This is a genomic window from Hymenobacter sp. B1770, from assembly GCF_049896385.1.
GTDB lineage: Bacteria > Bacteroidota > Bacteroidia > Cytophagales > Hymenobacteraceae > Hymenobacter.
Genome location: NZ_JAFCUF010000007.1, coordinates 265,584 through 291,179 on the forward strand (window position 1 = coordinate 265,584; position 25,596 = coordinate 291,179).

At 57.7% G+C, this 25,596-nt stretch carries 29 protein-coding genes; 26 read left to right on the forward strand and 3 right to left on the reverse strand.

The window, feature by feature from the left end; genetic code table 11:
• Positions 1-58 precede the first annotated feature (58 nt).
• The 7 genes from ACP7AJ_RS15695 to ACP7AJ_RS15725 all read left to right on the forward strand — a co-directional run bounded on the left by ACP7AJ_RS15695 (position 59) and on the right by ACP7AJ_RS15725 (position 4,525).
• The gene (locus tag ACP7AJ_RS15695) at positions 59-853 is read left to right on the forward strand and encodes a Rossmann-like and DUF2520 domain-containing protein (RefSeq protein ID WP_426061156.1); all 795 of its coding nucleotides are present in this window, start codon (positions 59-61) and stop codon (positions 851-853) included.
• A gap of 71 nt (positions 854-924) precedes the next feature.
• Positions 925-1,260 (forward strand): 2Fe-2S iron-sulfur cluster-binding protein, encoded by a 336-nt coding sequence (locus ACP7AJ_RS15700; protein WP_234795107.1) that lies wholly within the window; start codon positions 925-927, stop codon positions 1,258-1,260.
• Positions 1,261-1,362: 102 nt separating this feature from the next.
• A complete protein-coding gene (iscX, locus tag ACP7AJ_RS15705) occupies positions 1,363-1,599 on the forward strand; it encodes a Fe-S cluster assembly protein IscX (protein WP_426061157.1) in 237 nt (78 codons plus the stop codon).
• A 142-nt stretch (positions 1,600-1,741) separates the two neighbouring features.
• A complete protein-coding gene (locus ACP7AJ_RS15710; protein WP_068188929.1) occupies positions 1,742-1,936 on the forward strand; it encodes a cold-shock protein in 195 nt (64 codons plus the stop codon).
• 135 nt (positions 1,937-2,071) lie between these two features.
• Complete coding sequence (locus ACP7AJ_RS15715) at positions 2,072-3,010, forward strand: geranylgeranylglycerol-phosphate geranylgeranyltransferase (RefSeq protein ID WP_426061158.1); 939 nt, start codon at positions 2,072-2,074, stop codon at positions 3,008-3,010.
• Between the two features lie 143 nt (positions 3,011-3,153).
• Positions 3,154-3,846, forward strand: coding sequence for a YjjG family noncanonical pyrimidine nucleotidase (locus ACP7AJ_RS15720; RefSeq protein ID WP_426061159.1), 693 nt, complete (start codon positions 3,154-3,156; stop codon positions 3,844-3,846).
• A gap of 130 nt (positions 3,847-3,976) precedes the next feature.
• A complete protein-coding gene (locus ACP7AJ_RS15725; RefSeq protein WP_426061160.1) occupies positions 3,977-4,525 on the forward strand; it encodes a hypothetical protein in 549 nt (182 codons plus the stop codon).
• A 71-nt stretch (positions 4,526-4,596) separates the two neighbouring features.
• Here ACP7AJ_RS15725 and ACP7AJ_RS15730 read toward each other — a convergent pair whose 3' ends face one another.
• Positions 4,597-4,752, reverse strand: coding sequence for a hypothetical protein (locus tag ACP7AJ_RS15730; RefSeq protein ID WP_426061161.1), 156 nt, complete (start codon positions 4,750-4,752; stop codon positions 4,597-4,599).
• A gap of 375 nt (positions 4,753-5,127) precedes the next feature.
• Here ACP7AJ_RS15730 and pruA point away from each other — a divergent pair, with 375 nt between their 5' ends.
• Positions 5,128-6,795 (forward strand): L-glutamate gamma-semialdehyde dehydrogenase, encoded by a 1,668-nt coding sequence (pruA, locus tag ACP7AJ_RS15735; RefSeq protein WP_426061162.1) that lies wholly within the window; start codon positions 5,128-5,130, stop codon positions 6,793-6,795.
• A gap of 74 nt (positions 6,796-6,869) precedes the next feature.
• Here the strand turns inward: pruA and ACP7AJ_RS15740 are convergent, their stop codons facing one another.
• A complete protein-coding gene (locus ACP7AJ_RS15740) occupies positions 6,870-7,637 on the reverse strand; it encodes an IS5 family transposase (protein ID WP_426061163.1) in 768 nt (255 codons plus the stop codon).
• Positions 7,638-7,948: 311 nt separating this feature from the next.
• Here ACP7AJ_RS15740 and ACP7AJ_RS15745 point away from each other — a divergent pair, with 311 nt between their 5' ends.
• From ACP7AJ_RS15745 to ACP7AJ_RS15795, 11 genes are all read left to right on the forward strand, one after another.
• Positions 7,949-8,341 carry an NADH-quinone oxidoreductase subunit A gene (locus ACP7AJ_RS15745; RefSeq protein WP_426061164.1) on the forward strand — a complete coding sequence of 131 codons (393 nt, stop codon included), beginning with the start codon at positions 7,949-7,951 and terminating at the stop codon, positions 8,339-8,341.
• A gap of 75 nt (positions 8,342-8,416) precedes the next feature.
• On the forward strand, positions 8,417-8,971 hold the full coding sequence (locus ACP7AJ_RS15750; protein WP_426061165.1) for an NADH-quinone oxidoreductase subunit B: 555 nt from the start codon (positions 8,417-8,419) through the stop codon (positions 8,969-8,971).
• Between the two features lie 114 nt (positions 8,972-9,085).
• A complete protein-coding gene (locus ACP7AJ_RS15755) occupies positions 9,086-9,646 on the forward strand; it encodes an NADH-quinone oxidoreductase subunit C (RefSeq protein ID WP_426061166.1) in 561 nt (186 codons plus the stop codon).
• Between the two features lie 93 nt (positions 9,647-9,739).
• Positions 9,740-10,927 carry an NADH-quinone oxidoreductase subunit D gene (locus ACP7AJ_RS15760; protein ID WP_426061197.1) on the forward strand — a complete coding sequence of 396 codons (1,188 nt, stop codon included), beginning with the start codon at positions 9,740-9,742 and terminating at the stop codon, positions 10,925-10,927.
• A gap of 21 nt (positions 10,928-10,948) precedes the next feature.
• Positions 10,949-11,521, forward strand: a complete 573-nt coding sequence (nuoE, locus tag ACP7AJ_RS15765; protein ID WP_426061167.1) for an NADH-quinone oxidoreductase subunit NuoE — start codon at positions 10,949-10,951, stop codon at positions 11,519-11,521.
• Positions 11,522-11,552: 31 nt separating this feature from the next.
• The gene (gene nuoF / locus ACP7AJ_RS15770; protein ID WP_426061168.1) at positions 11,553-12,893 is read left to right on the forward strand and encodes an NADH-quinone oxidoreductase subunit NuoF; all 1,341 of its coding nucleotides are present in this window, start codon (positions 11,553-11,555) and stop codon (positions 12,891-12,893) included.
• A gap of 27 nt (positions 12,894-12,920) precedes the next feature.
• Positions 12,921-13,937 (forward strand): 2Fe-2S iron-sulfur cluster-binding protein, encoded by a 1,017-nt coding sequence (locus ACP7AJ_RS15775; protein ID WP_426061169.1) that lies wholly within the window; start codon positions 12,921-12,923, stop codon positions 13,935-13,937.
• A 125-nt stretch (positions 13,938-14,062) separates the two neighbouring features.
• The gene (gene nuoH, locus ACP7AJ_RS15780; RefSeq protein ID WP_426061170.1) at positions 14,063-15,157 is read left to right on the forward strand and encodes an NADH-quinone oxidoreductase subunit NuoH; all 1,095 of its coding nucleotides are present in this window, start codon (positions 14,063-14,065) and stop codon (positions 15,155-15,157) included.
• Positions 15,158-15,278: 121 nt separating this feature from the next.
• Positions 15,279-15,863 carry a NuoI/complex I 23 kDa subunit family protein gene (locus ACP7AJ_RS15785; protein WP_426061171.1) on the forward strand — a complete coding sequence of 195 codons (585 nt, stop codon included), beginning with the start codon at positions 15,279-15,281 and terminating at the stop codon, positions 15,861-15,863.
• A 129-nt stretch (positions 15,864-15,992) separates the two neighbouring features.
• Positions 15,993-16,502 (forward strand): NADH-quinone oxidoreductase subunit J family protein, encoded by a 510-nt coding sequence (locus ACP7AJ_RS15790; RefSeq protein WP_426061172.1) that lies wholly within the window; start codon positions 15,993-15,995, stop codon positions 16,500-16,502.
• Positions 16,503-16,690: 188 nt separating this feature from the next.
• Positions 16,691-17,065 (forward strand): DUF2314 domain-containing protein, encoded by a 375-nt coding sequence (locus ACP7AJ_RS15795; protein WP_426061198.1) that lies wholly within the window; start codon positions 16,691-16,693, stop codon positions 17,063-17,065.
• 52 nt (positions 17,066-17,117) lie between these two features.
• Here ACP7AJ_RS15795 and aspS read toward each other — a convergent pair whose 3' ends face one another.
• Positions 17,118-18,881, reverse strand: a complete 1,764-nt coding sequence (gene aspS, locus ACP7AJ_RS15800; RefSeq protein WP_426061173.1) for an aspartate--tRNA ligase — start codon at positions 18,879-18,881, stop codon at positions 17,118-17,120.
• A gap of 152 nt (positions 18,882-19,033) precedes the next feature.
• Between aspS and ACP7AJ_RS15805 the strand changes: the two genes are divergently transcribed.
• The 7 genes from ACP7AJ_RS15805 (at position 19,034) to ACP7AJ_RS15835 (ending at position 25,541) form a co-directional block, all read left to right on the forward strand.
• On the forward strand, positions 19,034-19,474 hold the full coding sequence (locus ACP7AJ_RS15805) for a T9SS type A sorting domain-containing protein (protein WP_426061174.1): 441 nt from the start codon (positions 19,034-19,036) through the stop codon (positions 19,472-19,474).
• A 74-nt stretch (positions 19,475-19,548) separates the two neighbouring features.
• Positions 19,549-20,097 carry a hypothetical protein gene (locus tag ACP7AJ_RS15810; protein WP_426061175.1) on the forward strand — a complete coding sequence of 183 codons (549 nt, stop codon included), beginning with the start codon at positions 19,549-19,551 and terminating at the stop codon, positions 20,095-20,097.
• Positions 20,098-20,158: 61 nt separating this feature from the next.
• The gene (locus ACP7AJ_RS15815) at positions 20,159-20,590 is read left to right on the forward strand and encodes a nucleoside deaminase (protein ID WP_426061176.1); all 432 of its coding nucleotides are present in this window, start codon (positions 20,159-20,161) and stop codon (positions 20,588-20,590) included.
• A 111-nt stretch (positions 20,591-20,701) separates the two neighbouring features.
• Positions 20,702-21,316 (forward strand): superoxide dismutase, encoded by a 615-nt coding sequence (locus ACP7AJ_RS15820; RefSeq protein WP_426061177.1) that lies wholly within the window; start codon positions 20,702-20,704, stop codon positions 21,314-21,316.
• A gap of 221 nt (positions 21,317-21,537) precedes the next feature.
• Positions 21,538-22,656 carry an alkene reductase gene (locus ACP7AJ_RS15825; RefSeq protein WP_426061178.1) on the forward strand — a complete coding sequence of 373 codons (1,119 nt, stop codon included), beginning with the start codon at positions 21,538-21,540 and terminating at the stop codon, positions 22,654-22,656.
• A gap of 287 nt (positions 22,657-22,943) precedes the next feature.
• Positions 22,944-24,227, forward strand: coding sequence for a nucleoside permease (locus tag ACP7AJ_RS15830; RefSeq protein ID WP_426061179.1), 1,284 nt, complete (start codon positions 22,944-22,946; stop codon positions 24,225-24,227).
• Positions 24,228-24,440: 213 nt separating this feature from the next.
• Positions 24,441-25,541: an AAA family ATPase gene (locus ACP7AJ_RS15835; RefSeq protein WP_426061180.1), complete on the forward strand. Its 1,101-nt coding sequence runs from the start codon at positions 24,441-24,443 to the stop codon at positions 25,539-25,541.
• The last annotated feature ends 55 nt before the right edge of the window (positions 25,542-25,596 follow it).

Here is a 25,596-nt window from a genome sequence, read left to right on the forward strand (position 1 = left end):
GCCATGACCAGATTCTCACCCTATTCCCAGCCTGCACTTGGCACCTTTCTTATTGGGCATGAATGACCCTACCCCCGCGTCCTTGCGCATCGGCTTGCTGGGCGCTGGCCGCGTGGCCAGCCAGCTGGGGCCCGCGCTGGCGGCCGCTGGCCACCAGGTAGCGTTTGTGTGGAACCGCACCGCTCCGGCCGCCAAAACCCTGGCCGCCCAATTGCGCGGCACGCAGGCCCTGGCAACACTAGCTCCTCCCCTCCCGCCGGCCGATGTGTACCTGCTGGCCGTGCCCGATTCGGCCGTGGCCCCGCTGCTCGCCAGCATTACCTGGCCCGCAGGTGCACTGGTAGCGCATTTGGCTGGGGCCTTGCCGCTGGCCGTTTTCGCTTCCCACCCTGCCGTGCACGGCGGGGTATTTTATCCGCTTCAAACTTTCAGCCCGGGCCGGGCCATCGACTGGCCCGCGGTGCCCCTCTGCATCGAAGCCGCTGACTCTGCGGCCGAAATCACCCTCCTTGCCCTTGCCCGCAGCCTCAGCCAGCACGTGCGCCTACTCAACTCGGCCCAACGCCTCAAACTGCACGTAGCAGCCGTGTTTGCCAACAATTTTACCAACCACCTGTTAGGCATTGCTGATGCCCTGCTGACCGAGGCCAACCTTCCGGCGGCGCTGCTGGCCCCCTTGGTGCGCGAAACGGTAGACAAAGCCCTGGCTAATCCGCCGTTTGCCGTACAAACCGGGCCAGCCGTCCGCCGGGATGCTCCGACCTTAGCCGCTCATCAGGCTGCGCTGGCGGCTCATCCGGCCTGGAAGGCGCTTTATGAGCAACTCACGGCCAGCATTCAGACCCAGCTTTGATGCCCGGGGTGGGCAGAGTACCTTTGCGGCGGCAAACGCCGTGTTTTATTTCGCACTATTCGCTTCTTGTTTTGTCTGTTCCCGCCACTACTATCACCTTTCAGCTCAGCGACGGCCAGCCGGCCCAAACCCACGTGGCGGCCCCCGGCGAGTCGGTGCTCGACGTGGCCCTCAATAACGGCATCCAGCTCCAGCACAATTGCGGCGGCGTTTGCGGTTGCAGCACCTGCCACATCTACATCAATTCGGGCGGCGACGACCTGCCCGAAATCAGCGACAAGGAAGAGGACTTCATTGACCGCGCCGAAAACCCGCGCATCAACTCCCGCCTCGCCTGCCAGTGTGTAGTTGAAGCCAACATGCAGTTGGTAGTCACCATTCCGCCCCAGCACTTCCTGGGCCACTAGAAGGGAGTTATGAGTTTTGAATGATGAATTTTGAGCTGTTCAGGCAGCTCGCTTATCACTTTCAGCTCATCACTCATTATCCAAAACTCATAACTCCAAAAGATGAACCACTTTGAGCCGCCCATGCACTGGGCCGACCACGAGGATATTGCCATGGCACTCTACGAGAAATTCGGCGACGATTTCACGGAAGCCAAAATCTACCGCATCCGCTTCACCGATTTAATTGAGTGGGTCTTGAGCCTCAACAACTTCAACGGCACCCGTGAGCAAGCCACCGAAGGCCACCTCGAGCAGATTCAGGCCAAGTGGGTGTACGAGTGGCGCGACAACCAATAACGGATGGGGTTACGATGCCGGCCAGCCAACCCGGCGTTGATTTCCCGCGTAAGCTGCTCTGAAATGCAGTAAACTTGCATTTCAGGCATACCCGCAGCCTTTACCCGGGCAGTTTCCCATCTTTCCATTTTTGTTTTTTTGCATGAAAACCGGCATCATTAAATTTTTCAACGAAGCCAAAGGCTACGGTTTCGTTACCGACGATCAAACGAAGGAAGATTTCTTCGTGCACGTAACCGGCCTGAACGGGGCCACCGTGCAACAAAACGACCGGGTTGAGTTCGAAACGCAGGAAGGCCGCAAGGGTATCAATGCCGTGAACGTGCGCAAAGTCTAACGACCGCCAACGACCTTGGGGAAACCCACAGAAAGCTTCTCCCTCTCGGAGAAGCTTTTTTGTTGCCCCGCCGCGCCCAATTTGCAGTTGCCGGCCCTCACTTTAGCCGACCTTTGCATTCTCCCCGATTCCCCAATGAACCCGCGCCCGCCCAAGCCGCCTGCCCCCGCAGTGCCCCCGCCCCCGGCGGAGCGGCTGCGCACGGCCCTGCCCACGCTGGTGCGCTGGCCCAACCTGCTCATTATGCTGCTGTGCCTGGCGCTGGTGCGGGCCGGCCTGCTGCTGCCCGAGCTGCCGCCGGCCACGGCGCTGCTCAATCCGCGCTTCGGGGCGCTGGTGCTGGCGGCGCTGCTGGTGGCGGCCGGCGGCTACATCATCAACGACTATTATGACATCAAAATCGACGCCATTAACCGGCCCGACCGGCTGGTGATTGGCCGCGTAGTGCACCGCCGTAAAGCCATGCTGGCTCACTTGCTGCTGAGCGGCGTGGGTGTGCTACTGGCCGGCTGGCTGCATCCGGTGCTGGGCGCCGTCACGCTGGGCACGGCGTTGCTGCTGTGGGGCTACTCGGCCCGGTTCAAGCGGGTAGCTTTGGTCGGCAACGTGAGCATTGCCACCCTAACGGCGGCGCTGGTGTTGCTGCCCGAGCTGCAATTGCAGTTGGAGCGCAACGACAGCAACAGCGTAGTATGGCCCTATGCCTTGGCTGCCTTTCTGCTCACCGTAGTGCGCGAAGTGTTGAAAGACGTGGAAGACATGCGCGGCGATGCCCAGCACGGATGCCGTACCCTGCCCCTGGTAGTGGGTGTGGCCCAAACAAAATGGGTAGCGGGCATCTTCCTTGGCTGCTTGGCGTTGCTAACCCTCGGCGCTACCGGCAACATGTTTGTCAGCGGGCACTGGCCGCTGGGCACTTGGCTCACGGTGCTGGTGCTGCTTCCCATGGCTCAGCTCACGCGCCTGCTCATCCGGGCCGACCGCCGCCGTCACTTTAAGCACCTCAGTGCCTGGTGCAAGGGCATCATGCTGGCTGGTGTGCTAAGCATGACGCTGGCCGGGGGCGTGGGGTAAAACTAAGACGATAAGTTAAAGGAACGTCATGCTGAGCTTGCCGAAGCATCTCTACCTCAAAACTAACTTTAATTAGTTACGCAGTAGAGACGCTTCGGCAAGCTCAGCATGACGTTCTAGAATAAACCCTGATAACTGTTGAAATGAAATACCGCCACCTCTTCTTCGACCTCGACCACACGCTGTGGGACTTCGAGAAAAACGCCAACGAGACCTTACACACGTTGTTTGAGCGGCATGACTTTGCTCGTTACCGCACTTTCAAAGTCGAGGAATTCGTTCGAGTTTACAGCGACATCAACCACGCGCTGTGGCGCCTCTACCAAAGCAATAAGATTTCGCAGAAGCAATTGCGTGAGGTGCGTTTCTTACGGACACTCATCAAACTGGGCGTGCCCGAAGCGGAGATTCCGACCACCATTTCGGATGAGTTTACTGACATTCTTCCCCAGAAATCGGCGGTATTCCCCTTCACACACGAGGTGCTAGACTACCTCAAGCCTAACTACCGCCTGCACCTGATAACCAACGGCTTCAACGACATCCAAGCCGTCAAGCTAGCGTCTTCCAACCTCACGCACTATTTCGAGGAAGTCATCACCTCTGAGCACAGCGGGCACCTCAAGCCCGACCCGCGCATGTTTGCCCATGCCCTGGAGCGCACCGGCGCCACCAAAGCCGAAAGCCTCATGATAGGCGACAACCTGGAGTGCGACGTGCTCGGCGCCTGCAACGCCGGCATCGACCAAGTATATTTCAATCCGGACAAAAGGCGCCACTTTAATCAGGTCACGCACGAAATCAGCTGCCTGAGCGAACTGAAGGAGATTTTATAAAAGCCGTTGGTAAACAAAGAACATCATGCTGAACGCAGTGAAGCATCTCTACCGCTTCGGTGAAGGAACATTAATTACTCCCGAGGTAAAGATGCTTCGACTACGCTCAGCATGACCAAACGATAATCATATGATACACCTCATAGGCATGTCGGGCCGCCGGGGCAGCGGCAAAGACACTGTGGCCCGCCTGCTGCTGCAGTTGCAACCCGAGCGCATCTGGCAAATCAGCTCGTTTGGTGATTCCATCAAGTCCGTGTGTGCGGCCCTTACGGGTGAAGACGTGGCACCCTACTACAGCCAACAAGGCAAGGCGCAACTCGTGCCAGCTTTCAAGCGAACCCGCGGCGAAATGTTGCAGCAAGTAGGCCAGGCCCTGCGCGTGTGGGAGCCTATGGTGTGGGTCGATGCCTTCTTTGCCCGTCTCCCGCCCGATGCCTTCATGCTGGTGCCCGACGTGCGCTTTCCCAACGAAGCCGACCCCATCCGGGCCCGCGGCGGCCTCATGCTGCGCATAGAAGGCGACCCGCTGAAACAGCGCGGCGACGGCACCCGCGACGACAACCACCCCAGCGAAGTGGCGATGGATGACTATCAGCACTTCGACTTCACCATTCACAACACCGGTTCTTTTAAGGACCTGGAGCAGCAGGTAAGGCAGTTAGTGAAGCAGCTATGATTACGTTTCGACAGCGGTTAAAGCCTTTTGGGCGCTGGCTTCGGGCTTGGGTACTGTTCCCTGCCATCGTTTTAGTGTTCCTGGGTATGCTCATGCAAACCGTTATGCGTTGGCAGACGCTGCATGGCACCCCAGCCCTCGCCGTGGTTAAGCAGAAAAACGGGCCGGTAGGTTCTGGCCGTAGCGGCCTGTTCGATGTGCATGCCCGCTTCGTAGAGCCACAGCAAGGCATTGAGGTTACTACGCTGCGTTTAGGAAAAACGGCATACCAGCAGTTGATTCTGGGCACCACCATTCCGATAAGGTACCAGCCAGGCAGGCCCAATTGGGCCTTACCTGACTCCGAAACAACCATTGATTCAATACATGGCTTGTACTTGGCAGTAGGCTTGATGATAATTTGCGCCGGATATAATTGGTGGAAGACTTGGCGACAGCGACGGCCAGACGGGTATCTGCCTAATTGATAAACTAGCCGCCTTTACTTGGAATTAGTCGTACCCAAAACTGACTAAGAAAGCTTAAACGACCAATAGCATTCCGCTTACCTTTGCTCTCTCCCACCCCGGTTTTCACAATCAGAAACCCAATACTCTAACCTTATGGCCAACGGCTTTTTCAACGTCCCGACCCCAGTTAACGAACCGGTAAAAGGCTACGCGCCCGGCTCGCCCGAGCGCGCTGAGCTGCACCGTGAACTCAAACGCCTCAAGCAGCTGGAGCTGGACATTCCCATGCACATCGGCGGCGAGGAGGTGCGGACCGGCAACACCCAGCGCATCAGCCCGCCTCATGACCACCAGCACACCCTCGGCCACTTCCACCTGGGCGAGGCCAGCCACGTGCAGCAGGCGGTAGATGCCGCCCTGGCGGCCCGTCCGGCTTGGTCGGAAATGCCCTGGGAACACCGCGCGGCCATTTTCCTGAAAGCTGCCGAGCTGCTGGCCGGCCCCTATCGGGCCCGCATCAACGCGGCTACCATGTTGGGCCAGAGCAAGAATGCCTTCCAGGCTGAAATCGACGCGGCCTGCGAATTGATTGACTTCTTCCGCTACAACGTGCACTTCATGCGGGAGATTTACGAGCAGCAGCCGCAGTCGTCGGCTGGCATGTGGAACCGCCTGGAGCACCGCCCGCTCGAAGGCTTCGTGTTTGCGCTCACGCCCTTCAACTTCACTTCCATTGCCGGCAACCTCCCCTCCTGCGTGGCCATGATGGGCAACGTGGTGGTGTGGAAGCCCGCCAACACCCAGATTTACTCGGCCCAGGTGCTGATGGAGCTGTTCAAAGAAGCTGGTGTTCCCGATGGCGTTATCAACCTCGTGTATGTCGATGGCCCCACAGCAGGCGAAGTGCTGTTCAACCACCGCGACTTTGCCGGCATTCACTTCACCGGTTCCACGGGCGTGTTTCAGAACATCTGGAAGACCATTGGCCAGAACATTCACAAGTACAAGTCTTACCCGCGCATCGTGGGCGAAACCGGCGGCAAGGACTTCATCCTGGCCCATCCTTCGGCGCACGCCAAGGTCGTAGCCACTGCCATCACGCGTGGTGCATTTGAGTACCAGGGCCAGAAATGCTCGGCGGCTTCGCGGGTGTACCTGCCCAACAACCTCTACGAAGAAGTGAAAGGCTACCTGGTGGAAGACCTCAAGTCCCTCAAAATGGGCGACGTGGAGGACTTCAGCAACTTCATCAACGCCGTTATCACCGAGGCTTCGTTCGATAAGCTAGCCAAGTACATCGACGGTGCCAAAGCCGACCCGGAGGCCGAAATCATTGCCGGCGGCAACTACGACAAGTCGAAAGGCTACTTTGTAGAGCCGACCGTCATCGTGGCCAAAGACCCCAAGTATGTGACCATGTGCGAGGAGTTGTTCGGCCCCGTGCTGACCGTGCATGTGTACGACGCCGACAAGTTCGAGGAAACCCTCGACCTCGTGGACAGCACTTCGCCCTACGCCCTCACCGGCGCCGTGTTCTCGCAGGACCGCTACGCCATTGACCTCGCCTCGAAGCGCCTGCAGAACGCGGCGGGCAACTTCTACATCAACGACAAGCCCACCGGTGCCGTGGTGGGTCAGCAGCCCTTTGGTGGGGCCCGCGCCTCCGGCACTAACGACAAGGCCGGCTCCATCCTCAACCTGCTGCGTTGGGTGTCGCCCCGCGCCATCAAGGAAACCTTCGTGCCGCCGGTAGATTACCGCTACCCCTTCCTCGGCACCGATACCGGCGAGAAGCTGGACGTAGCTGCCGGTGGCTTCTAATCATTAGAAGGATTACAGCAAAAGGGCTATCCCAATTATGGGGTGGCCCTTTTTGCTTAGAGGGTGTTTGGGATTTAAGCTGGGCATAATCGGTTGAGGCACATGGTTGAGTTGGCAATCAGCAACCACGCTTGGTGGCTGGCCGGGGTAAACTCGTAGTCGACGGCCAGGCGCCGAAAACAGGCCAGCCACGCAAACGTGCGCTCGACGACCCAGCGCTTGGCCACGGGCACGAAGCCGCGCGCACTCGGCGGCCGGCTGGCCAGTTCGTGGCGCAGGCCCAGGGCCTGCAGGTGGGCGGCAAAGCCGCCCCGGCAGCCGTTGTCGGTGAGTACCGTCACCAGGCGCTGGCCCCAGTCGGGGCGTCGCGGCAGCAGGCCCTGCGTGGCCGCTGTGCCGTCGTGGCCGTTGGCCGCGTGCACGTAGCAGGCAAATATGCGGCCTTCCGCGTCGGTGACAATCTGCCGTTTGCGGCCGTTGACGTGCTTGCCGCCGTCCGTGCCCCGGTGCTCGAAAATGCGCGGGGCCAGCTTCACGCTTTGGCTGTCGACGCACACGAGCGAGGGCGTCGCGGCCCGGTCGGCCGCCAGGCGGCCGGCCCGGTTCAGCGCCTCGTTGAGGTGCGCCCACACGGCGGGCTGCCAGCGCCGGAAATAGTAGTACACGGCCGTCCAGGCCGGGAAAGTGGCCGGCAGGGCGCGCCATTGGCAGCCGGTGCGGCAGACGTAGCGCACGGCGTCAAGCACGCGCCGCAGGCACAGGCGCCGGTTGCCGTGCACGGGCAAGAGCGGCTGCATAACTTGCCACTGCGGGTCAGTAAGGGGTTGATAGCCGTCAACCATAAAGCGTCCGGGAGCCTAGGAACTCCCGCCGCAACTTACTGGCTCGTTTTTATTTACCCCGGCTTAGTATCCCAAACAGGCTCTTAACATTAATGAACCGAGCTTGCCTAAGCCGAATTATATTATCAAGTAGAGCATCAGAGCAAATTGATAAGACGAGTGCAATTTTCCATACTCTACTTAAGTATAGTAAATCCAAGCCCCTTAAAGCTTAATCGAGCTTAAATGGCGCAACATTGCGCCCCAACCCCGTAAGCCCTACCTTTGCCCCTCAGCGCCCTTGGCTGCTGCTATCCTCTAATCTCACAGCTATGTTATTAGTCCAGTCTGCTGCTAATTATCAGCCCTCCGATTACCTCCCCATTCTCATTCAATTTGGTCTGGCTTTGGCGTTTGTGGCCTTTGCCATGATTGTGTCGCACCTGGTGGGCCCCAAGCGGACCAGCAAAGTGAAGAACGAAGCCTTCGAGTGTGGCATCGAATCGGTGGGCAATGCCCGCACCCCGATTTCGGTGAAATACTTCCTCACGGCCATCGTTTTTGTGCTGTTCGACGTGGAAGTCATCTTTATGTATCCTTGGGCGGTGAACTTCAGAGCCTTAGGCAACGACGGTTTCATTGCCATGATTCTGTTCATGTTCTTCTTGCTCGCGGGCTTCCTCTACATCATCAAAAAGGGCATCCTGCGCTGGAACGAAGCCTAATTCAGGCAAACTATTGTCACTTGGCTGGTGTTCATAACTAGGCCATTTGGCCCTCCAACCTGACCCATCTCAACTATGGATACCCGAGTTCCGGAAATCAAAACTGTCGAGGCCCCTGAGGGCGTTGAAGGCGCTGGCTTCTTTGCCACTTCGCTGGAGAAAGTAGTGGGCATTGCCCGCGCCAACTCACTCTGGCCCTTGCCCTTTGCTACCTCTTGCTGCGGCATCGAGTTCATGGCTACCATGGGCTCGCACTATGACATCTCGCGCTTCGGCTCCGAGCGGCCCAGCTTCTCGCCACGCCAAGCCGACTTGCTCATGGTGATGGGCACTATTGCCAAGAAAATGGCTCCCATCGTAAAGCAAGTGTATGAGCAGATGGCCGAGCCCCGCTGGGTGCTAGCCATGGGTGCCTGCGCCTGCTCGGGAGGCATCTTCGACTCCTACTCCGTGCTGCAAGGCATCGACCGCATTATTCCGGTCGACGTGTACGTGCCCGGCTGCCCGCCCCGCCCCGAGCAAGTTCTCGACGGCCTGATGCGCGTGCAGGACCTGGCCAAAAACGAATCCATGCGTCGCCGCAATGCGCCTGAGTATCAGGCCCTGCTGGCGTCGTACAACATTAAGTAACCAAGCTGTTAGCCCTTAGCTGTTAGCTGTTAGCCTTTGAAAGCCAGACAGTTTACCGGCCAAACAAAAGCCAACAGCTAATAGCTTTCAGCTAACAGCTAAAACAGCTAATAAATGAATCCTCAGGAATCTGCCGCCGCTCCCGAAGCTCCAGTTGCCGAAGACCCCACTAAGGTCCAGAACGCGCGGGTACTGGATTTGCTCACCCGCTTATTTGGCGAGGGCACTTTCACCGATGTGGAGGAACCCTACGGCCTGCTAACGGTGACCGCCACGCGGGAGCGCATCCACGACATCATCGCCGGCTTGCAGCAGGACCAGGAAATCAAATTCCATTTCCTGACCACCATGTGCGGCATAAACTACCCGGAGAACGAGGGCAAGGAGCTGGGCATGATTTACCACCTGCACAGCCTGACGCAGAACATCCGCCTGCGGATTAAAATCTTCTTCCCCATCGCCGACCCGGTGGTGCCGACCCTGACGGACCTTTACTCCACCGCCAACTGGATGGAGCGCGAGTGCTACGACTTCTTCGGCATCATCTTCACCGGCCACCCCAATCTCATTCGCATCCTCAATGTTGAGGACATGGACTACTTCCCGATGCGGCGCGAATATCCGCTTGAGGACGGTACTCGCGAAGATAAAACCGACCTGTTTTTCGGCCGCTAGGCCCCTGATTACTATATCATGGCAGTAAACGACACGCTGGAAGGCACCCATAAAATACACGAGGAGGCCGCCGCGCAGCGCCAAGGCCAACTCATGCCTCTGCTCAACGACTTCAGCCAGGAGCTGACGACGCTGAACCTGGGCCCTACGCACCCGGCTACGCACGGCATTTTCCAAAACATCCTGAAAATGGATGGCGAGCGGATTGTGTCTGGTGTGCCCACCATCGGCTACATCCACCGCGCATTTGAGAAAATCGCGGAGCGCCGCCCGTTCTACCAAATCACGCCCCTCACCGACCGGATGAACTACTGTTCGTCGCCCATCAACAACATGGGTTGGCACATGACGGTAGAGAAGCTGCTCGGCGTGACGGTGCCCAAGCGGGCGCAGTACATGCGCGTGATTATGATGGAGTTGGCTCGGATTGCCGACCACCTGATTTGCAACTCAATTCTCGGTGTTGATACGGGAGCCTTCACCGGCTTCCTGTACGTGTTCCAAGAGCGCGAGAAAATTTACGAAATCTACGAGGAGGTGTGCGGCTCGCGCCTGACCACCAACATGGGCCGTGTGGGCGGAATGGAGCGGGATTTCTCGCCCGTAGCGCTGCAAAAGCTGCGCGACTGGCTCAAGACCTTCCCGGCCGTGATGAAGGAGTTCGAGTCAATGTTCAACCGCAACCGCATTTTCATGGACCGCGTGGTGAACGTGGGCCCGATTTCGGCGGAAAAGGCCTTGAATTACGGCTTCACCGGTCCCAACTTGCGGGCCGCGGGCGTGGACTACGACGTGCGCGCCATGAACCCTTATTCTTCTTACGAAGATTTCGAGTTCGACATCCCTGTTGGCACCAACGGCGATACCTACGACCGTTTCATCGTCCGCAACGAGGAAATTTGGCAGAGCCTGCGCATCATCAAGCAAGCGCTGGAAAACCTGCCCGAAGGCCCCTACCACGCCGATGCCCCGCACTACTACCTGCCCGCCAAGCAGGAAGTGTACAAGAACATGGAGGCCCTGATTTATCACTTCAAAATCATCATGGGCGAGATTGACGCCCCGGTTGGTGAGGTATATCACTCGGTGGAAGGCGGCAACGGCGAGCTGGGTTTCTACCTGATTTCGGACGGGGGCCGCACGCCCTACCGCCTGCACTTCCGCCGGCCGTGCTTTATTTATTATCAAGCTTACCCGGAGATGGCCGTGGGCACGACGCTGTCGGACGCCATTGTCATTCTCTCGTCCATGAACGTCATCGCTGGCGAGCTAGACGCCTAGTTTTCTGTGAATCTGATTAATATGGAGCCGACCACCGCGCCGACCAAACCGCAATTTTCCCCCGCCGCCCAAGCAGAAATCAAGCGCCTGCTAACGCACTATCCGGAAGACAAGAGCAAGTCGGCCCTGCTGCCGATACTGCACATTGCGCAAGCCGAGTTCGGTGGCTGGGTGAGCCCCGAAGTACAGGACTTGGTGGCCGAAACGCTGAAAATCAAGCCGATTGAAGTGTACGAGGTATCGTCTTTTTACACGCAGTACAACCTCAAGCCGGTAGGAAAGCACGTGCTGGAAATCTGTCGTACGGGTCCCTGCATGCTGCGCGGCTCCGATGAGTTGACTGAGCACTTGGAACGCATTACCGGTGCCAAAGTGGGCGGCACCTCGCCCGACGGTACCTTCACCCTGAAAGAAGTGGAGTGCCTGGCCGCCTGCGGCTTTGCCCCCATCGTGCAAGTGCGCGAGAAATACTACGAGCAGCTGGACACGCCCGAAGCGGTGGACGCCATGCTGAACGAATTGAAGAGTCTGGTGCACCGCCCCATCTTACCATGGGAAGAAACGGGTTTGCCCAACTCCTTAAAGAACTACTAATCGGCTGGCCATCAGCACAACGCTTACCACTATGGGCCGCAAGCTATTAACTGAACATATAAACGTAGAAGGCATCGAAACCTTTGACGTGTACCGCAAACACGGGGGCTATCGCTCCGTGGAGAAGGCGCTCAAAACCATGACGCCTGAGGAAGTGGTGGAAGAAGTGAAGAAGTCGGGCCTTCGCGGCCGCGGCGGCGCAGGCTTCCCCACGGGCATGAAATGGAGCTTCCTGGCCAAGCCCGAAGGCGTACCACGCTACCTCGTCTGCAACGCCGACGAATCAGAGCCTGGCACCTTCAAAGACCGTCAGCTGATGTCGAAACTGCCCCACTTGCTCATCGAGGGCATGATTACGGGCAGCTACGCTTTGGGCGCGCGCACCAGCTATATCTACATCCGCGGCGAGTTGTTGTACGTGCTGCGTATTTTGGAGAAGGCTATTGCTGAGGCCTATGCAGCCGGTTTCCTGGGCGAGAACATTCTCGGATCGGGCTACTCGCTCGATTTGCACGTGCATCCCGGTGCCGGCGCCTACATCTGCGGAGAGGAAACCGCGCTGCTGGAGTCGCTGGAAGGCAAGCGGGGCAACCCGCGCAACAAGCCGCCGTTTCCTGCTGTGCAGGGCCTTTACGCTCGCCCTACGGTGGTAAACAACGTGGAAACCATTGCGGCTGTCGTTCCGATTGTGAACGATGGTGGGGACGAATACGCCAAGCTGGGTGTTGGCAAAAGCACGGGCACCAAGCTGATTTCAGCTTGCGGCCACTTGAATAAGCCCGGCATTTACGAAATAGAGCTGGGTGTGCCGGTGGAAGAGTTCATCTACTCCGATGAGTACTGCGGCGGCATCTGGAAAGGACGCGACCTGAAGGCCGTAGTGGCCGGTGGTTCGTCCGTGCCGATTCTGCCCAAGGAGCTTATCCTGAAAACCGCTGCCGGCGAAAACCGCCTCATGACCTACGAGTCGCTGTCCGACGGCGGCTTTATCACGGGCACTATGTTGGGTTCCGGCGGCTTCATTGCGATGGACGAAACCACGTGTATCGTGAAGAACACCTGGAACTTCAGCCGCTTCTATCACCACGAGTCGTGCGGGCAGTGCTCGCCCTGCCGTGAGGGAACGGGCTGGCTGGAAAAAGTACTGCACCGCCTCGAACACGGCCACGGCTCGATGCACGACATCGACCTGATTGTGAGCGTGGCCAAGCAGATTGAAGGCAACACCATCTGCCCGCTCGGCGAAGCCGCGGCGTGGCCGGTAGCTGCGGCCGTGCGTCACTTCCGCCACGAGTTTGAGTGGCACGTGACCAATCCTAAAGAGGCCACCATGCCCGGCGCGGCGTACCGCGGCGCCCCAGTGCTGGCCTAATATCCCTGACGATTATCTTCCTATACAATGGCTAAAATAACCTTCGACGGCATTGAGGTAGAGGTTCCGGACGGAACCACTATCCTTAACGCGGCCCGCCAGATTGGCGGGGGCGTGGTGCCGCCCGCCATGTGCTACTACACCCCGCTTAAGGGCACCGGCGGCAAATGCCGCGCCTGCCTGGTACGCGTAGCGGCCGGCTCGGCCAAAGACCCACGTCCCATGCCCAAGCTGGTGGCCTCGTGCATCACGACGGTGCAAGACGGCATGGTGGTTGAAAACACGACCTCGCAGCAGGTGATGGACGTGCGCAAAGGCATCGTGGAAATGCTGCTCATCAACCACCCGCTCGACTGCCCGGTATGCGACCAAGCTGGCGAGTGCGACCTGCAAGACTTTGCTTTCGAGCACGGCGTGAGCACCACCCGCTACGAAGAAGAGCGCCGCACGTTCGAGAAAATCGACATCGGCCCGCTCATCCAGCTACACATGACGCGCTGCATTCTGTGCTACCGCTGCGTGTACACCGCCGACCAGCTTACCCCCGAGCGCGTGCACGGCGTGCTGGGCCGGGGCGATGCTTCGGAAATCGGCACTTACATCGAAAACATCATCGACAACGAGTTCAGCGGCAACGTCATCGACGTATGCCCGGTGGGCGCGCTGACCGACAAAACCTTCCGCTTCAAACAGCGCGTGTGGTTCACGAAGCCCGTGAACGCCCACCGCGACTGCGAAACCGAGAAGTGCTGCGGCAAAGTAACCCTCTGGTACAAAGGCAAGGACGTACTCCGCGTAACGGCTCGCAAAGACCAGTATGGCGAAGTGAAAGAGTGGATTTGCAACACCTGCCGCTTCGACAAAAAGGAAACTGCTGACTGGGTGCTCGAAGGACCAGCGCACATCAACCGCGCTTCGGTTATCTCGGCCAACCACTACGAACTGCCTGTGGTGAACCCGCAGGTGATTCTGGATTTGCCCGAAAGCACTACACGCGAACTGGAACGCAACCCGCCGCTCCGCTTGGGCGGCATCAATGGCTAATTAAATCGACTGTCATGCTGACGAAGGAAGCATCTTATCACGGCTGCCTTCGCCAGAAACCATACCTACCCCGAGCGGCGCGAACGTGATAAGATGCTTCGCAAGCTCAGCATGACAATTCCTCTATGGATTTTCCACCCCTGGCCTGGCAAGGCCTCGTCGTTCTGGTAGTTTTCGGCGTTTCGCTGCTGATTGCCACGTATTCTACTTATGCCGAGCGCGTCATCGCCGCGTTCCTGCAGGACCGGGTTGGTCCGGACCGCGCGGGGCCGTTTGGTTTGGCGCAACCGCTGGCCGATGCCGTGAAGCTTTTCACCAAAGAGGAGTTCTTCCCGGCCGGTGCCAACCGGGCGCTGTTCGTTTTCGGGCCTTGCCTGGCAATGATTACGGCGCTCATGTCGTCGGCGGTTATTCCGTTCGGCAACGTGCTGCAGTTTGGCGACAACATCATTCACCTGCAGGGCATTGAAATCAATGTCGGCATGCTTTACGTGTTCGGCATGGTGTCGCTGGGCGTCTACGGCATCATGATTGGCGGCTGGGCTTCGAACAACAAGTTCTCGCTGCTCGGGGCCATCCGCGCTGCCTCGCAAAACATCAGCTACGAAATCGCTATGGGCCTCGCCCTGATTGCCGTGCTGATGATTTCCAATACTCTGTCGCTACGCGAAATCACTTTTCAGCAGGCTTCGGATGCGCCGTTTGTATGGAACGATATCTTCAATTGGAACGTGATGAAGCAGCCATTGGGCTTTATCATCTTTATCGTGTGCGCCTTCGCCGAAACCAACCGGACGCCCTTCGACTTGCCAGAGTGCGAAACCGAATTGATTGGCGGTTACCACACCGAGTACAGCTCCATGAAAATGGGCCTGTACCTGTTTGCGGAGTACATCAACGTATTCGTGGCTTCGGCCGTGATGAGCGTGCTGTATTTCGGCGGCTTTAATTTTCCTTTCCAATACGAGCTGCGCAACTGGCTGGTATCGTCGCAGGGCTTGGAGCTGGTGACGGCCCAAAACATCATCACCATCCTTGGCGTGGTGGGCTTGTTCGCCAAAATCTTCAGTTTCATCTTCTTCTTTATGTGGGTGCGTTGGACCTTGCCGCGCTTCCGCTACGACCAACTGATGCGCTTGGGCTGGACGATTCTCATCCCCCTGGCCATCTTCAACATCCTGCTGACGGGCGGCCTGATTACGTTCGGCGTAATCAAATAACTTGCTTGTCATGCTGACGCGGGAAAGCCTCTTATCTCCGCTTCCTTCGTCAGAATAAGTTACCTCAGCGGCTTTGCGAACGTGATAAGATGCTTCGCAAGCTCAGCATGACAGAAATTCTATGGAATCCTTAAGCAAACGCGCCAAAGTTCTCGAAAAGAAGCCCATGACCTTGGCCGAGCGGGCCTACCTGCCGGCTATTTTCCAGGGCCTCACCATTACGATGCGGCACTTTTTCCGGGCCGCTACCAAGAAGCAAGTCACCATTCGCTACCCCGACGAGACCCGTCCCTTCTCCCCCGTTTTCCGGGGCCTGCACGTGCTCAAGCGCGATGAAGCCGGCCGCGAGCGTTGCACCGCCTGCGGCCTGTGCGCCGTGGCCTGCCCTGCCGAAGCCATCACCATGGTTGCCGGCGAGCGCAAGAAGGGCGAGGAAAACCTCTACCGTGAGGAGAAGTACGCCATCAGCTACGAAGTCAACATGCTGCGCTGCATCTTCTGCGGCTTGTGTGAAGAAGCTTGCCCCAAAGCCGCCGTGTATCTGCAAGCCGACAAAATGGCCCCGCCGCGCTTCGAGCGCGACGAGTTCATCTATGGCAAAGACCGGCTGGTAGAGCCCGTGACGCCGGATAACCGCTCAAAGCGCGGCATCCAGCTCACTCCGGAGCAAGCCGACAAGCTACGGGCTCAGATGCAGACTGCCTAGCTACCTGTCATGCAGAGCGTAGCGAAGCATCTCGCTCGCTTTGTTGAACGATTGAGTTACCATTGCACGCGAGATGCTTCGCTGCGCTCTGCATGACGGTCTTTAAGCGTGGTGCTCTAACCTGATTTTATGTCCCCTCTCTTTCTTTTTCTCTCGTTTGTAGCCCTGCTGAGTGCGCTGGGCGTGGTACTGGCCAAAAACCCAGTGCACAGCGTGCTTTTCCTCATCCTCACGTTCTTTACGCTCTCGGGTCACTACCTGCTGCTGAACGCGCAGTTCCTAGCTGCCGTGAACATCATCGTGTACGCTGGTGCTATCATGGTGCTGTTCCTATTCGTGATTATGTTCCTGAACCTGAACGAGGAAACCGAGCCGCACAAGCCTGCCTTGGCCAAGTTCGCTGCCGCCATCGCCGGCGGTTCGCTGCTGCTGATTCTGGTAGCTGCCATGCGCGACATCAACCCAGCCGGCTACGACCCGGCCAGCTTTGACTCGCAAATTGGCATGGTAGACCGCCTGGGAATGGTGCTGTTCCAACAGTATGCGCTCCCGTTTGAATTAGCTTCAATTCTGCTACTGGCCGCTATGGTAGGCTCAGTGATGCTGGGCAAGCGCGAAACGGGCGAGCGGAATTTTTAAATTTTCTAGAATACTTCCAATAAAAAAAGAGCCGGCCCTACAAAGTGCCGGCTCTTTTTTCAATTCACGACTTAATGCGCCTAATAACTGCTTTAATCCTTTCATCAAGCTTGTTCATTAGTTCCTGTAACACTGATGACACGGCCGCTTCAAGCAGAGTATACGATGTCGAAGCTGATGACCCCGAAATGCTCGCAACCATGAGGACAGCTCGTGCTACGCTACCGCAGTTTTTAGACGCTGTGCAACATCACGATAGTTCTTCTTACAACTTTGCTGTTAAGTTGCCTTTTACCGACGGCGAACAAAAAGAATACATCTGGCTAGGAGAACCCACACTCGAGAGTGGGAAATGGTATGGCATTGTGGACAATATGCCTGAATACACCAAAGAGGTGAAGCAAGGCGACAAAGTAGCTTTTGATACTGCTAGCGTTGCTGACTGGAATTACACTAGAAATGGCGAACTAATAGGTGGCTATAGTGTGCGACTATTTCGGAATCGAATGACGCCGGAAGAACGACAGGAATTCGATAAAAGCACAGGATGGGTTATTAAATAAAAGTGGCGACTGATTCCTCAGTCGCCACTTTTATTTAATAACTATCACAGCATTATTTTGCCACCGCCGCCGTGGCGATACTAAGTTCCTTCAGCTGCGCACTGGAAATTGGCGAAGGCGAGTCAATCATCACGTCACGGCCCGAGTTGTTCTTGGGGAAGGCGATGAAGTCGCGAATAGAATCGGCGCCGCCAAAGAGGCTGCAGAGGCGGTCGAAGCCGAAGGCGATGCCGCCGTGGGGCGGGGCACCGTACTCGAAGGCGTCGAGCAGGAAGCCAAACTGGGCTTTAGCTTCTTCTTCGCTAAAGCCAAGCAGGCCAAACATGCGGGCCTGCACGGCGCGGTCGTGGATACGGATGGAGCCGCCACCTACTTCCACACCATTTATCACGAGGTCGTAGGCATTGGCGCGGACCTGGCCGATGGTTTCGGGCGAGTCGAGCAGGGCCAAGTCCTCAGGCTTGGGCGAGGTGAAAGGGTGGTGCATGGCGAAATAGCGGTTTTCCTCCTCGCTGTATTCAAGCAAGGGGAAGTCGACTACCCAGAGTGGTGAGAAGTCTTCTTTGTTGCGAAGACCGAGGCGCTGACCCATTTCCAGGCGCAGCTCGCTCATGGCTTTGCGGGCCTTGTTGGGCTCGCCTGCAATGATGAGCAACAAATCACCTTCACTGGCATGGAAAGCAGTTTTCCAGCGCTGTAGCTCTTCCTGCGAATAGAACTTATCAACCGAAGACTTCACCATCCCGCCGGCTTCGACGCGGGCGTAGATGAGGCCTGTGGCGCCGATTTGCGGGCGCTTCACGAAGTCAGTTAGCTCGTCGAGCTGTTTGCGGGTGAAGTGAGCGCAGGTAGCAGCGTTAATGCCTACCACTAAGCCCGCGTTGTCGAAGACGGGAAACCCCTGGCCCTGCACGATGTCGGTGAGTTCCACAAACTCCATGGCGAAACGCGTGTCGGGCTTGTCGTTGCCGAAGCGGCGCATGGCGTCGGCGTAGGTCATGCGGGGCACGGTTGGAAAGTCGAGGCCCTTGATTTCTTTGAACAGGTAGCGCGTGAGGCCTTCGAAGGTATTCAGAATGTCTTCCTGGGTCACGAACGCCATTTCGCAGTCAATCTGCGTGAATTCGGGCTGGCGGTCGGCGCGCAGGTCTTCGTCGCGGAAGCACTTCACGATTTGAAAGTAGCGGTCGAAGCCCGACACCATGAGCAGCTGCTTAAACGTCTGGGGCGACTGCGGCAGGGCATAAAACTCGCCGGGGTTCATGCGGGAGGGCACCACGAAGTCGCGTGCTCCTTCGGGCGTCGACTTGATGAGCACCGGCGTTTCCACTTCGATGAACTCCTGGCCGTCAAGGTAGCGGCGCACGGCCTGCGCCATTTTGTGACGCAGCATGAGGTTGTTGCGGACGGGCGTGCGGCGCAGGTCGAGGTAGCGGTACTTCATCCGCAGGTCGTCGCCGCCGTCGGTTTCGTCTTCGATGAGGAAGGGCGGCAGCTTGGCGGGGTTGAGGACGGTCAGCTCCGTGGGACGAATTTCGATGCCGCCGGTGGGCATCTTGTCGTTCTTGGAATGGCGTTCCACCACTTTTCCGGTCACGCTCAGCACAAACTCGCGGCCCAGGTGGCGGGCGGTTTCGCGCACGTTTTCGGCTTCTACGCCTTCTTCCAGAGCAATTTGGGTGAGGCCGTACCGGTCGCGCAGGTCAATCCAGAGAATGGCGCCTTTGTCGCGGGTGCGCTGCACCCAGCCGCAAAGCGTAACGGTTTGACCAATGTGTTCGGGGCGGAGTTCGCCGCAGGTGTGGGTACGGAGCATGGCAAGAGGGTTTTGGGCAAAGTTAGCCCCTCAGCCTAAGTAGGCAACCCAACAATAGCAACCACGGCGGAACGAACCGCCATTTTTGGTACGGGATATGCAAAGGCCGACAGCAAGTGCGTTCCTTTGTCTTCTCATTCCTTCAATTGTTCATGAAACTCCTCCCCTCATTCGCACTCGCAGCGGTGCTGCTGTTTGCTGGTTCCGCCCAGGCGCAAACCAAAGTCAAAACCAAAAGCAAGTCGGACGAGTCGGGCACGGTCGTCAAATCCAAGAGCTCGGGTGATGTTACGCTCGACGGCCCCATCAAGCGCATCGAAACGCTCTCTGGCATCGACGTGTATCCCAAGCCGAACTCTACCAGCATTCTGCTGAGCTTTACCCAGCAGTTCACCAAACCCGGTACGCTGGTGATGACCGATTACAAAAACAAGGTGGTGTACCAAACCGACCTGGACCCGGTCAGCAGCACCGGCGCTCCGGTAGACCTGGGCAAGATTCCGGCCGGCACCTATTTGGTAGAAGCCAAAACCGGCAACTACGTGTATTGGAAGAAGGTGCGCATCAAATACCCCGCAGTGAAGCGCCGCTAAGCCAGAGTACTCTTCGCAGTGCCACGACCAAAAGTCGTGGCACTACTTTTATCCCCGCATCGTTTCTGCCTGCTATGAAGATTCTTTCGTTTCTGTTGCTTTTTGTCGGCATCACCGCCTCCGCTCCTCCTCTCAAGCTTACCACTACCAAGCTGGCCTCGGGCCTGAGCGTGGGCGTGCCGGCCACCTTTGCCCCGCTGCCCGATGATGGCATTGCCGTAAAATATCCCTCGCCACGCAAGCCCCTGGCGGTGTTTTCCAACCCTAGCGGCCGCGTCGACTATAGCGTAGCCGTGCGCCCCACCACCTTCGAGAGCATGGACTATGCCGTGCTGCTGAAGATTTATAAGGCCAGCATTCAACGCCTGTACTCTAAGGTTGAATTTCTACAAGAAGATATCCGGACCGTGAAGGGGCGCGATTTCATGTATTTTGAATTTGTATCTACCGTATCGGATGGAGGGCGCACAAGCCAATTGGCGCCCATAAAAAAGTATCAGGCGGTGCAATATGCCATTCAGGGCCAGCAGTTATACGTCTTCACTTTCGTGGCGCCGGCCAATGAGCAGGCGCAGTGGCAGCCCACAGCTCAGGCCGTGATGAACGCCATTGCGCTGAAGTAATCGCTTTTCATTGCGAGGCTGCCCGATATAGCGATGCCCACAAAGGCCTGAACGCCTAAACATGACCGACGACTATTTCATGCTCCAGGCCTTGGCCGAGGCCGAAAAAGCCCTGGCCGCCGATGAAATTCCCATTGGGGCCGTCGTTGTGTTCGAGAAGCAGATTATTGGCCGGGGCTACAACCAGACCGAGCAGCTGCGCGACGTAACGGCCCACGCCGAAATGCTGGCCCTCACGGCCGCTGCCAATTACCTCGGCAATAAATACCTGGCCGACTGCACCCTCTACGTCACCATCGAGCCCTGTGTAATGTGCGCTGGCGCTAGCTATTGGGCTCAGCTGAATGCCGTGGTATTCGGAGCCGATGAGCCCAAAGTGGGCTTTCGGCGGCACGGGCAGCTGCTGCACCCCCGCACAAAGCTGCGGGGCGGTGTGAAAGCCGAAGCGTGCGCCACGCTCATGCAGGAGTTTTTTAGTTTGAAGCGGAAATAAATCTACTTTTGAACTTGAGGGGACCACGGCCGTAACTAGATACCTAGTTGGGCTGTTTTAGTCCCTGATATCATTTTTACACTCCTGACCAACCCAAACCCCTTGTCAATTATGGCTTTTGAACTCCCCAAACTCCCGTACGCTTACGATGCCCTGGAACCCACGTTTGATGCCCAGACGATGGAAATCCACCACAGCAAGCACCACCAGGCCTACGTTACCAACCTGAACGCCGCCATTACGGGCACCGAGATGGAAAACCAGTCCATCGAGGAAATCATGCACAACATTGCCAAGGCCCCAGCGGCCGTACGCAACAACGGCGGTGGTCACTTTAACCACTCCCTGTTCTGGACCATCCTGTCGCCCAACGGCGGCGGCCAGCCCAGCGGTGCCATCGGCGAAGCCATCACCTCGGCTTTCGGCAGCTACGATAAATTTAAAGAAGAATTCACCAAGGCAGCCACCACGCGCTTTGGCTCAGGCTGGGCGTGGCTGTGCAAGCAGCCCGATGGCTCGGTGCTAATCTGCTCGACGCCTAACCAGGACAACCCGCTCATGCCCGACTCGGGCTGCAAGGGTTTGCCGGTGCTTGGTCTCGACGTGTGGGAGCACGCCTACTACCTGAAGTACCAGAACCGCCGCCCCGACTACATCGCGGCCTTCTACAACCTCATCAACTGGGATGAAGTGAACAAGCGTTTCGCTGAAGCCACACCCATGTAATACCGACTTGCGCAAAATTTATCTGCGCGAATCTGAAAAATCACAAAAGCCCGTTTCACGCTGTGAAACGGGCTTTTGTTTGCTAGGAGAAGTCGAGTTAAGGAACGCAGACGAGCACAAGCCAAGAACACCAAACAATTCGTGTACGTACCTGGTTTTTACCCGCGTTTCATTAACTCACTACCGTGGCTCTCATTCCCCCGGACCTTACATTCTACTTTATGTCAAAGAAACTGTTTGAACCCACCCAGTTGGGCCCGACTACGCTCAGCAACCACATTGTGATGGCCCCGCTTACCCGCAGCCGCGCCTTGGGCAACGTGCCCAACGAGCTGATGGCCGAGTATTACCGCCAGCGCGCTACAGCCGGCCTCATCATCACAGAAGGCACTTCCCCCTCGGCCGATGGCTTGGGCTACGCCCGCATTCCCGGTATGTTCAACCAGGAGCACGTCACCAACTGGCAGCGCATCACCGAAACAGTGCATCACCACGGCGGCCACATCTTTTTGCAGCTCATGCACGCCGGCCGCATTGGCCACAGCCTGAACCTGCCCGCTGGCGCCGAAGTGCTGGCGCCTTCAGCCATCACGGCCAAAGGCCAGATGTGGACCGACGAGCAGCAGCTGCTCGACCACACCGCACCCCGCGAAATCCGGACTGATGAGTTGGCCCGCTTGCGCGACGAGTACGTTCAAGCCGCCAAGCTGAGCATCGAAGCCGGTTTTGACGGCGTGGAAGTGCACAGCGCCAACGGTTACCTGCTCTCGCAGTTCCTGAACCCCCACAGCAACCATCGTACTGACCAATACGGTGGCAGCGTGCAAAACCGCGCCCGCTTCGTGCTCGAAGTAGCCCGCGGCGTGGCCGAGGCCATCGGGCCCGAGCGCACCGGCATTCGCTTGTCGCCCTGGGGCGTGGATGCTGACATGCCGCACTACCCCGAAATGGACGAAACCTACGCCTATCTGGCCGAGGAGCTACAGAAAATTGGTCTCGTTTACGTGCACCTTGTCGACCACTCCAGCATGGGTGCCCCCGCCGTACCAGCCGAAACGGTGGACACCATCCGCCGCCTTTTCACGAACACGCTCATCCTGAGCGGCGGTTACGACGCCGAGAGCGCCGAAGAAGCCCTGCAAAGCGGCCGCGCCGATTTGGTCGCTTTTGGCAAGCCCTTCATCTCGAACCCCGACCTGGTAGAGCGCCTCAAAACCGGCGCTCCCTTGGCTCCCCTAAACCCGGACACGCTCTATACGCCCGGCCCCGAAGGGTACATCGATTACCCCACCGCCGACGGGCAACCCGCCGGCACGTTCTCGCCCAGCTACCAAGCGTAACTACTGCGACGGCAGCTACAAAGCAGTTCAAACAAAAGCCCCGACCTTCATTGGCCGGGGCTTTTGTTTTGCCCCAACAGCCAAAAAGGCCAGGGCCAAAGCACGTATTTCTCTACCTTGGCGTGCCCGCGGCCAACCGCTTTGCAGCCAGCTTATCGATTCACGCACAGCTGCAACCCCGTCGGCAACCGCTCACTACCGCCTTAGCGGCATTCCCTTGTCACTTCTGGCAGGAAGGCGTGTATCTTTATCGGCTAATTCCCACCTTCCTCTTATCCCGACTTCGCATGAATACTAAGTTGCGCCTCATAATACTGAGTTTCTTACAATTCTTTATTTGGGGCTCGTGGTTGATAACGATTGGAGCGTATTGGTTTCAGACGAAGCAGTGGTCGGGCGCGCAGTTTGGTGCCATCTTTTCGACCATGGGCATTGCGTCCATCTTCATGCCTTCGCTCATGGGCATTGTGGCCGATAAGTACATTAATGCGGAGAAGCTTTACGGCATCCTGCACGTTTTGGGCGGGCTGACGCTGCTCTCCATTCCGTTGGTCGACAATCCCACCACGTTCTTCTGGGTGATACTGTTGAACATGATTTTCTACATGCCCACGCTGTCGCTCTCCATCGCCGTATCGTTTTCGGTGCTGAAAACCGAAGGCCTTGATGTGGTGAAAGACTACCCCCCGATTCGCGTATGGGGCACCATTGGCTTCATCGTGGCCATGTGGACGGTGAGCCTGCTGGGCATCGAGAAATCGGCCAGCCAGTTCTACGTGGCTGCCGCCGCCGCTTTCGTACTGGGCCTCTACTCCTTCACCTTGCCCAAGTGCCCGCCTCAATCCACCGCTACTTCCAACCAGAGCCTGATAGAAATCCTGGGCCTCAAGTCGTTTGCGATACTGCGCGACCGCAAGATGCTCACCTTCTTCATGTTTGCGCTCCTACTGGGCGCCGCTTTGCAACTCACCAATGCTTACGGCGACACGTTTCTGCACGATTTTGATAAGACCCCAGCCTACCGCGACACCCTGACGGTGCGCTATCCGGCCATCATCATGTCTATCTCGCAGATTTCGGAGACGCTGTTTATTCTGGCTATCCCCTTCTTCTTGCGGCGCTTTGGCATCAAGCAAGTGATGCTGTTCAGCATGATTGCCTGGGTGCTGCGTTTTGGTTTGTTTGCCTACGGCAACCCCGCCGACGGCTTGTGGATGATTATTCTCTCCTGCATCGTCTACGGCATGGCATTCGACTTTTTCAACATCTCCGGTTCCCTGTTCGTCGAAACCCAAACCCAGCCCAGCATCCGCGCCAGCGCGCAGGGCTTGTTTATGATGATGACCAACGGTTTCGGGGCCGTGCTGGGCAGTTCATTGAGTGGTCTCATCATTCAGGAATACTTCACAGATGCCAGCGGCGCCAAGGACTGGCAGGGCATCTGGCTCACGTTTGCCGGCTATGCCCTGGTCATTGCCGTGCTGTTTGTGTTCCTCTTCAAGCACAAGCACAGCAACCAGCCCGCCGCCGAAGTGGAGCCCGAGGGTCTGCTTTCGATGGAGCAAGTATAGCTCAAAGCCGTGGCCCGGAATCGGGCAACCCTACTTACTCTAACCAAAAAGCCTCGTCATCAGCGAGGCTTTTTGGTTGGCTCTTATTTCGGGGTAGCGCCTCATTCCCACTGCTGGGCATACCCGGCAAGGATGCGCTTTGTGCCATCAGCCCATACATGGGGGTTGTTTTCCGCCCTGTAAAGTGTATTTTTGAAAATGACAGTCAACGGCATGAAGACATCCTTGCCAGCAGTGGCCACCCCCGACTTATCCCAAACGTTCGAAAGAGACGGGTATTTCCAACCGGTATCCTGGTTCTACTCCGCGTTCGGCGTGTTGCCGCGCCGCGAGATTTACCAGTTGGCTAACGCCGCAGCCCGGCAGACCATTCTCACTGCCTTGGCGGAAACCTACGACCTGGAGCAGGCCACCGTGGCGCACGCCGTGTACTTGGAGAAGAAAGGCAAAGCCCCCGACATCAGCCACTACGCGCTGCTACTGGCGCCGCATTTGCTGCTGTGGTTCTACGAGCGCGGCACCTACGGCGACCGGGCGGGCCAGCTGTTCTTCTCTCCCCAAACCGACCCGGCCCAGCTGGCGCAGGTGCAAGCCCTGCTGGCCGCCGAGCTCGATGCCGGACAACTCGAACACGAGCGTATTCAGGTGCTGCGTCTCTCCTTTGGCGAACTGGAGTTTTCGCCTTTGCCCATAAAAATCCCGGCGCTGGACCTGGCCACCCACTACAACGACGACCTGCTGCCCGCTCACGAAGCCATTCTGAAGCGCCTGCAGCAGCCCGATGAGAAAGGCATCATCATCCTGCACGGCCCTCCCGGCACCGGCAAAACCAGCTACATCCGCCACCTCTGCGGCCTCACCAACAAGCCCAAGCTGTTTATTCCGCCCAACCTGGCCACCCGCATTGCCGACCCGGAATTCATCAACCTGCTGCACGACAACACCAACTCCATCCTACTCATTGAGGATGCCGAAGAGTTACTGGCGAAGCGCGACGGCCACGGCGGCAACGCCGTGAGCAACCTGCTCAACCTGTCCGACGGCCTGCTCTCCGACGGCTTCCACATCCAAATCATCTGCACCTTTAATGCCGAGTTGGCCCGCATCGACAAAGCCCTGCTCCGCAAAGGCCGCCTGATTGCCTCCTACCGCTTCGAAGCCCTGGACAAAGAGAAAGCCCAGGCGCTGGCCACTTCCCTTGGCCAAACGGAGCCCGTCACGGAAGCCACCTCCCTCGCCGACCTCTACAACCGCGATAAAACCGACTTTATCACCGAAAACAAGACCACGGGACGCATTGGTTTCAGCCGATAAACTAAGCTCGACAATACAAAATTGGTACAAAAAAAGTCAGAATTTGGCACAAAGA

Coding starts and splice junctions, on each gene's coding strand:
- nuoH (WP_426061170.1), top strand. CDS start 14,063: ATGGATTTTCCACCCCTGGCCTGGCAAGGCCTCGTCGTTCTGGTAGTT.
- pruA (WP_426061162.1), top strand. CDS start 5,128: ATGGCCAACGGCTTTTTCAACGTCCCGACCCCAGTTAACGAACCGGTA.
- ACP7AJ_RS15820 (WP_426061177.1), top strand. CDS start 20,702: ATGGCTTTTGAACTCCCCAAACTCCCGTACGCTTACGATGCCCTGGAA.
- ACP7AJ_RS15725 (WP_426061160.1), top strand. CDS start 3,977: ATGATACACCTCATAGGCATGTCGGGCCGCCGGGGCAGCGGCAAAGAC.
- ACP7AJ_RS15805 (WP_426061174.1), top strand. CDS start 19,034: ATGAAACTCCTCCCCTCATTCGCACTCGCAGCGGTGCTGCTGTTTGCT.
- nuoE (WP_426061167.1), top strand. CDS start 10,949: ATGGAGCCGACCACCGCGCCGACCAAACCGCAATTTTCCCCCGCCGCC.
- ACP7AJ_RS15835 (WP_426061180.1), top strand. CDS start 24,441: ATGAAGACATCCTTGCCAGCAGTGGCCACCCCCGACTTATCCCAAACG.
- ACP7AJ_RS15790 (WP_426061172.1), top strand. CDS start 15,993: ATGTCCCCTCTCTTTCTTTTTCTCTCGTTTGTAGCCCTGCTGAGTGCG.
- ACP7AJ_RS15825 (WP_426061178.1), top strand. CDS start 21,538: ATGTCAAAGAAACTGTTTGAACCCACCCAGTTGGGCCCGACTACGCTC.
- ACP7AJ_RS15815 (WP_426061176.1), top strand. CDS start 20,159: ATGACCGACGACTATTTCATGCTCCAGGCCTTGGCCGAGGCCGAAAAA.
- iscX (WP_426061157.1), top strand. CDS start 1,363: ATGAACCACTTTGAGCCGCCCATGCACTGGGCCGACCACGAGGATATT.
- ACP7AJ_RS15745 (WP_426061164.1), top strand. CDS start 7,949: ATGTTATTAGTCCAGTCTGCTGCTAATTATCAGCCCTCCGATTACCTC.
- ACP7AJ_RS15810 (WP_426061175.1), top strand. CDS start 19,549: ATGAAGATTCTTTCGTTTCTGTTGCTTTTTGTCGGCATCACCGCCTCC.
- aspS (WP_426061173.1), bottom strand. CDS start 18,881: ATGCTCCGTACCCACACCTGCGGCGAACTCCGCCCCGAACACATTGGT.
- ACP7AJ_RS15720 (WP_426061159.1), top strand. CDS start 3,154: ATGAAATACCGCCACCTCTTCTTCGACCTCGACCACACGCTGTGGGAC.
- ACP7AJ_RS15775 (WP_426061169.1), top strand. CDS start 12,921: ATGGCTAAAATAACCTTCGACGGCATTGAGGTAGAGGTTCCGGACGGA.
- ACP7AJ_RS15750 (WP_426061165.1), top strand. CDS start 8,417: ATGGATACCCGAGTTCCGGAAATCAAAACTGTCGAGGCCCCTGAGGGC.
- ACP7AJ_RS15830 (WP_426061179.1), top strand. CDS start 22,944: ATGAATACTAAGTTGCGCCTCATAATACTGAGTTTCTTACAATTCTTT.
- ACP7AJ_RS15710 (WP_068188929.1), top strand. CDS start 1,742: ATGAAAACCGGCATCATTAAATTTTTCAACGAAGCCAAAGGCTACGGT.
- ACP7AJ_RS15785 (WP_426061171.1), top strand. CDS start 15,279: ATGGAATCCTTAAGCAAACGCGCCAAAGTTCTCGAAAAGAAGCCCATG.
- ACP7AJ_RS15740 (WP_426061163.1), bottom strand. CDS start 7,637: ATGGTTGACGGCTATCAACCCCTTACTGACCCGCAGTGGCAAGTTATG.
- ACP7AJ_RS15755 (WP_426061166.1), top strand. CDS start 9,086: ATGAATCCTCAGGAATCTGCCGCCGCTCCCGAAGCTCCAGTTGCCGAA.
- ACP7AJ_RS15695 (WP_426061156.1), top strand. CDS start 59: ATGAATGACCCTACCCCCGCGTCCTTGCGCATCGGCTTGCTGGGCGCT.
- ACP7AJ_RS15795 (WP_426061198.1), top strand. CDS start 16,691: ATGCTCGCAACCATGAGGACAGCTCGTGCTACGCTACCGCAGTTTTTA.
- nuoF (WP_426061168.1), top strand. CDS start 11,553: ATGGGCCGCAAGCTATTAACTGAACATATAAACGTAGAAGGCATCGAA.
- ACP7AJ_RS15715 (WP_426061158.1), top strand. CDS start 2,072: ATGAACCCGCGCCCGCCCAAGCCGCCTGCCCCCGCAGTGCCCCCGCCC.
- ACP7AJ_RS15760 (WP_426061197.1), top strand. CDS start 9,740: ATGCCTCTGCTCAACGACTTCAGCCAGGAGCTGACGACGCTGAACCTG.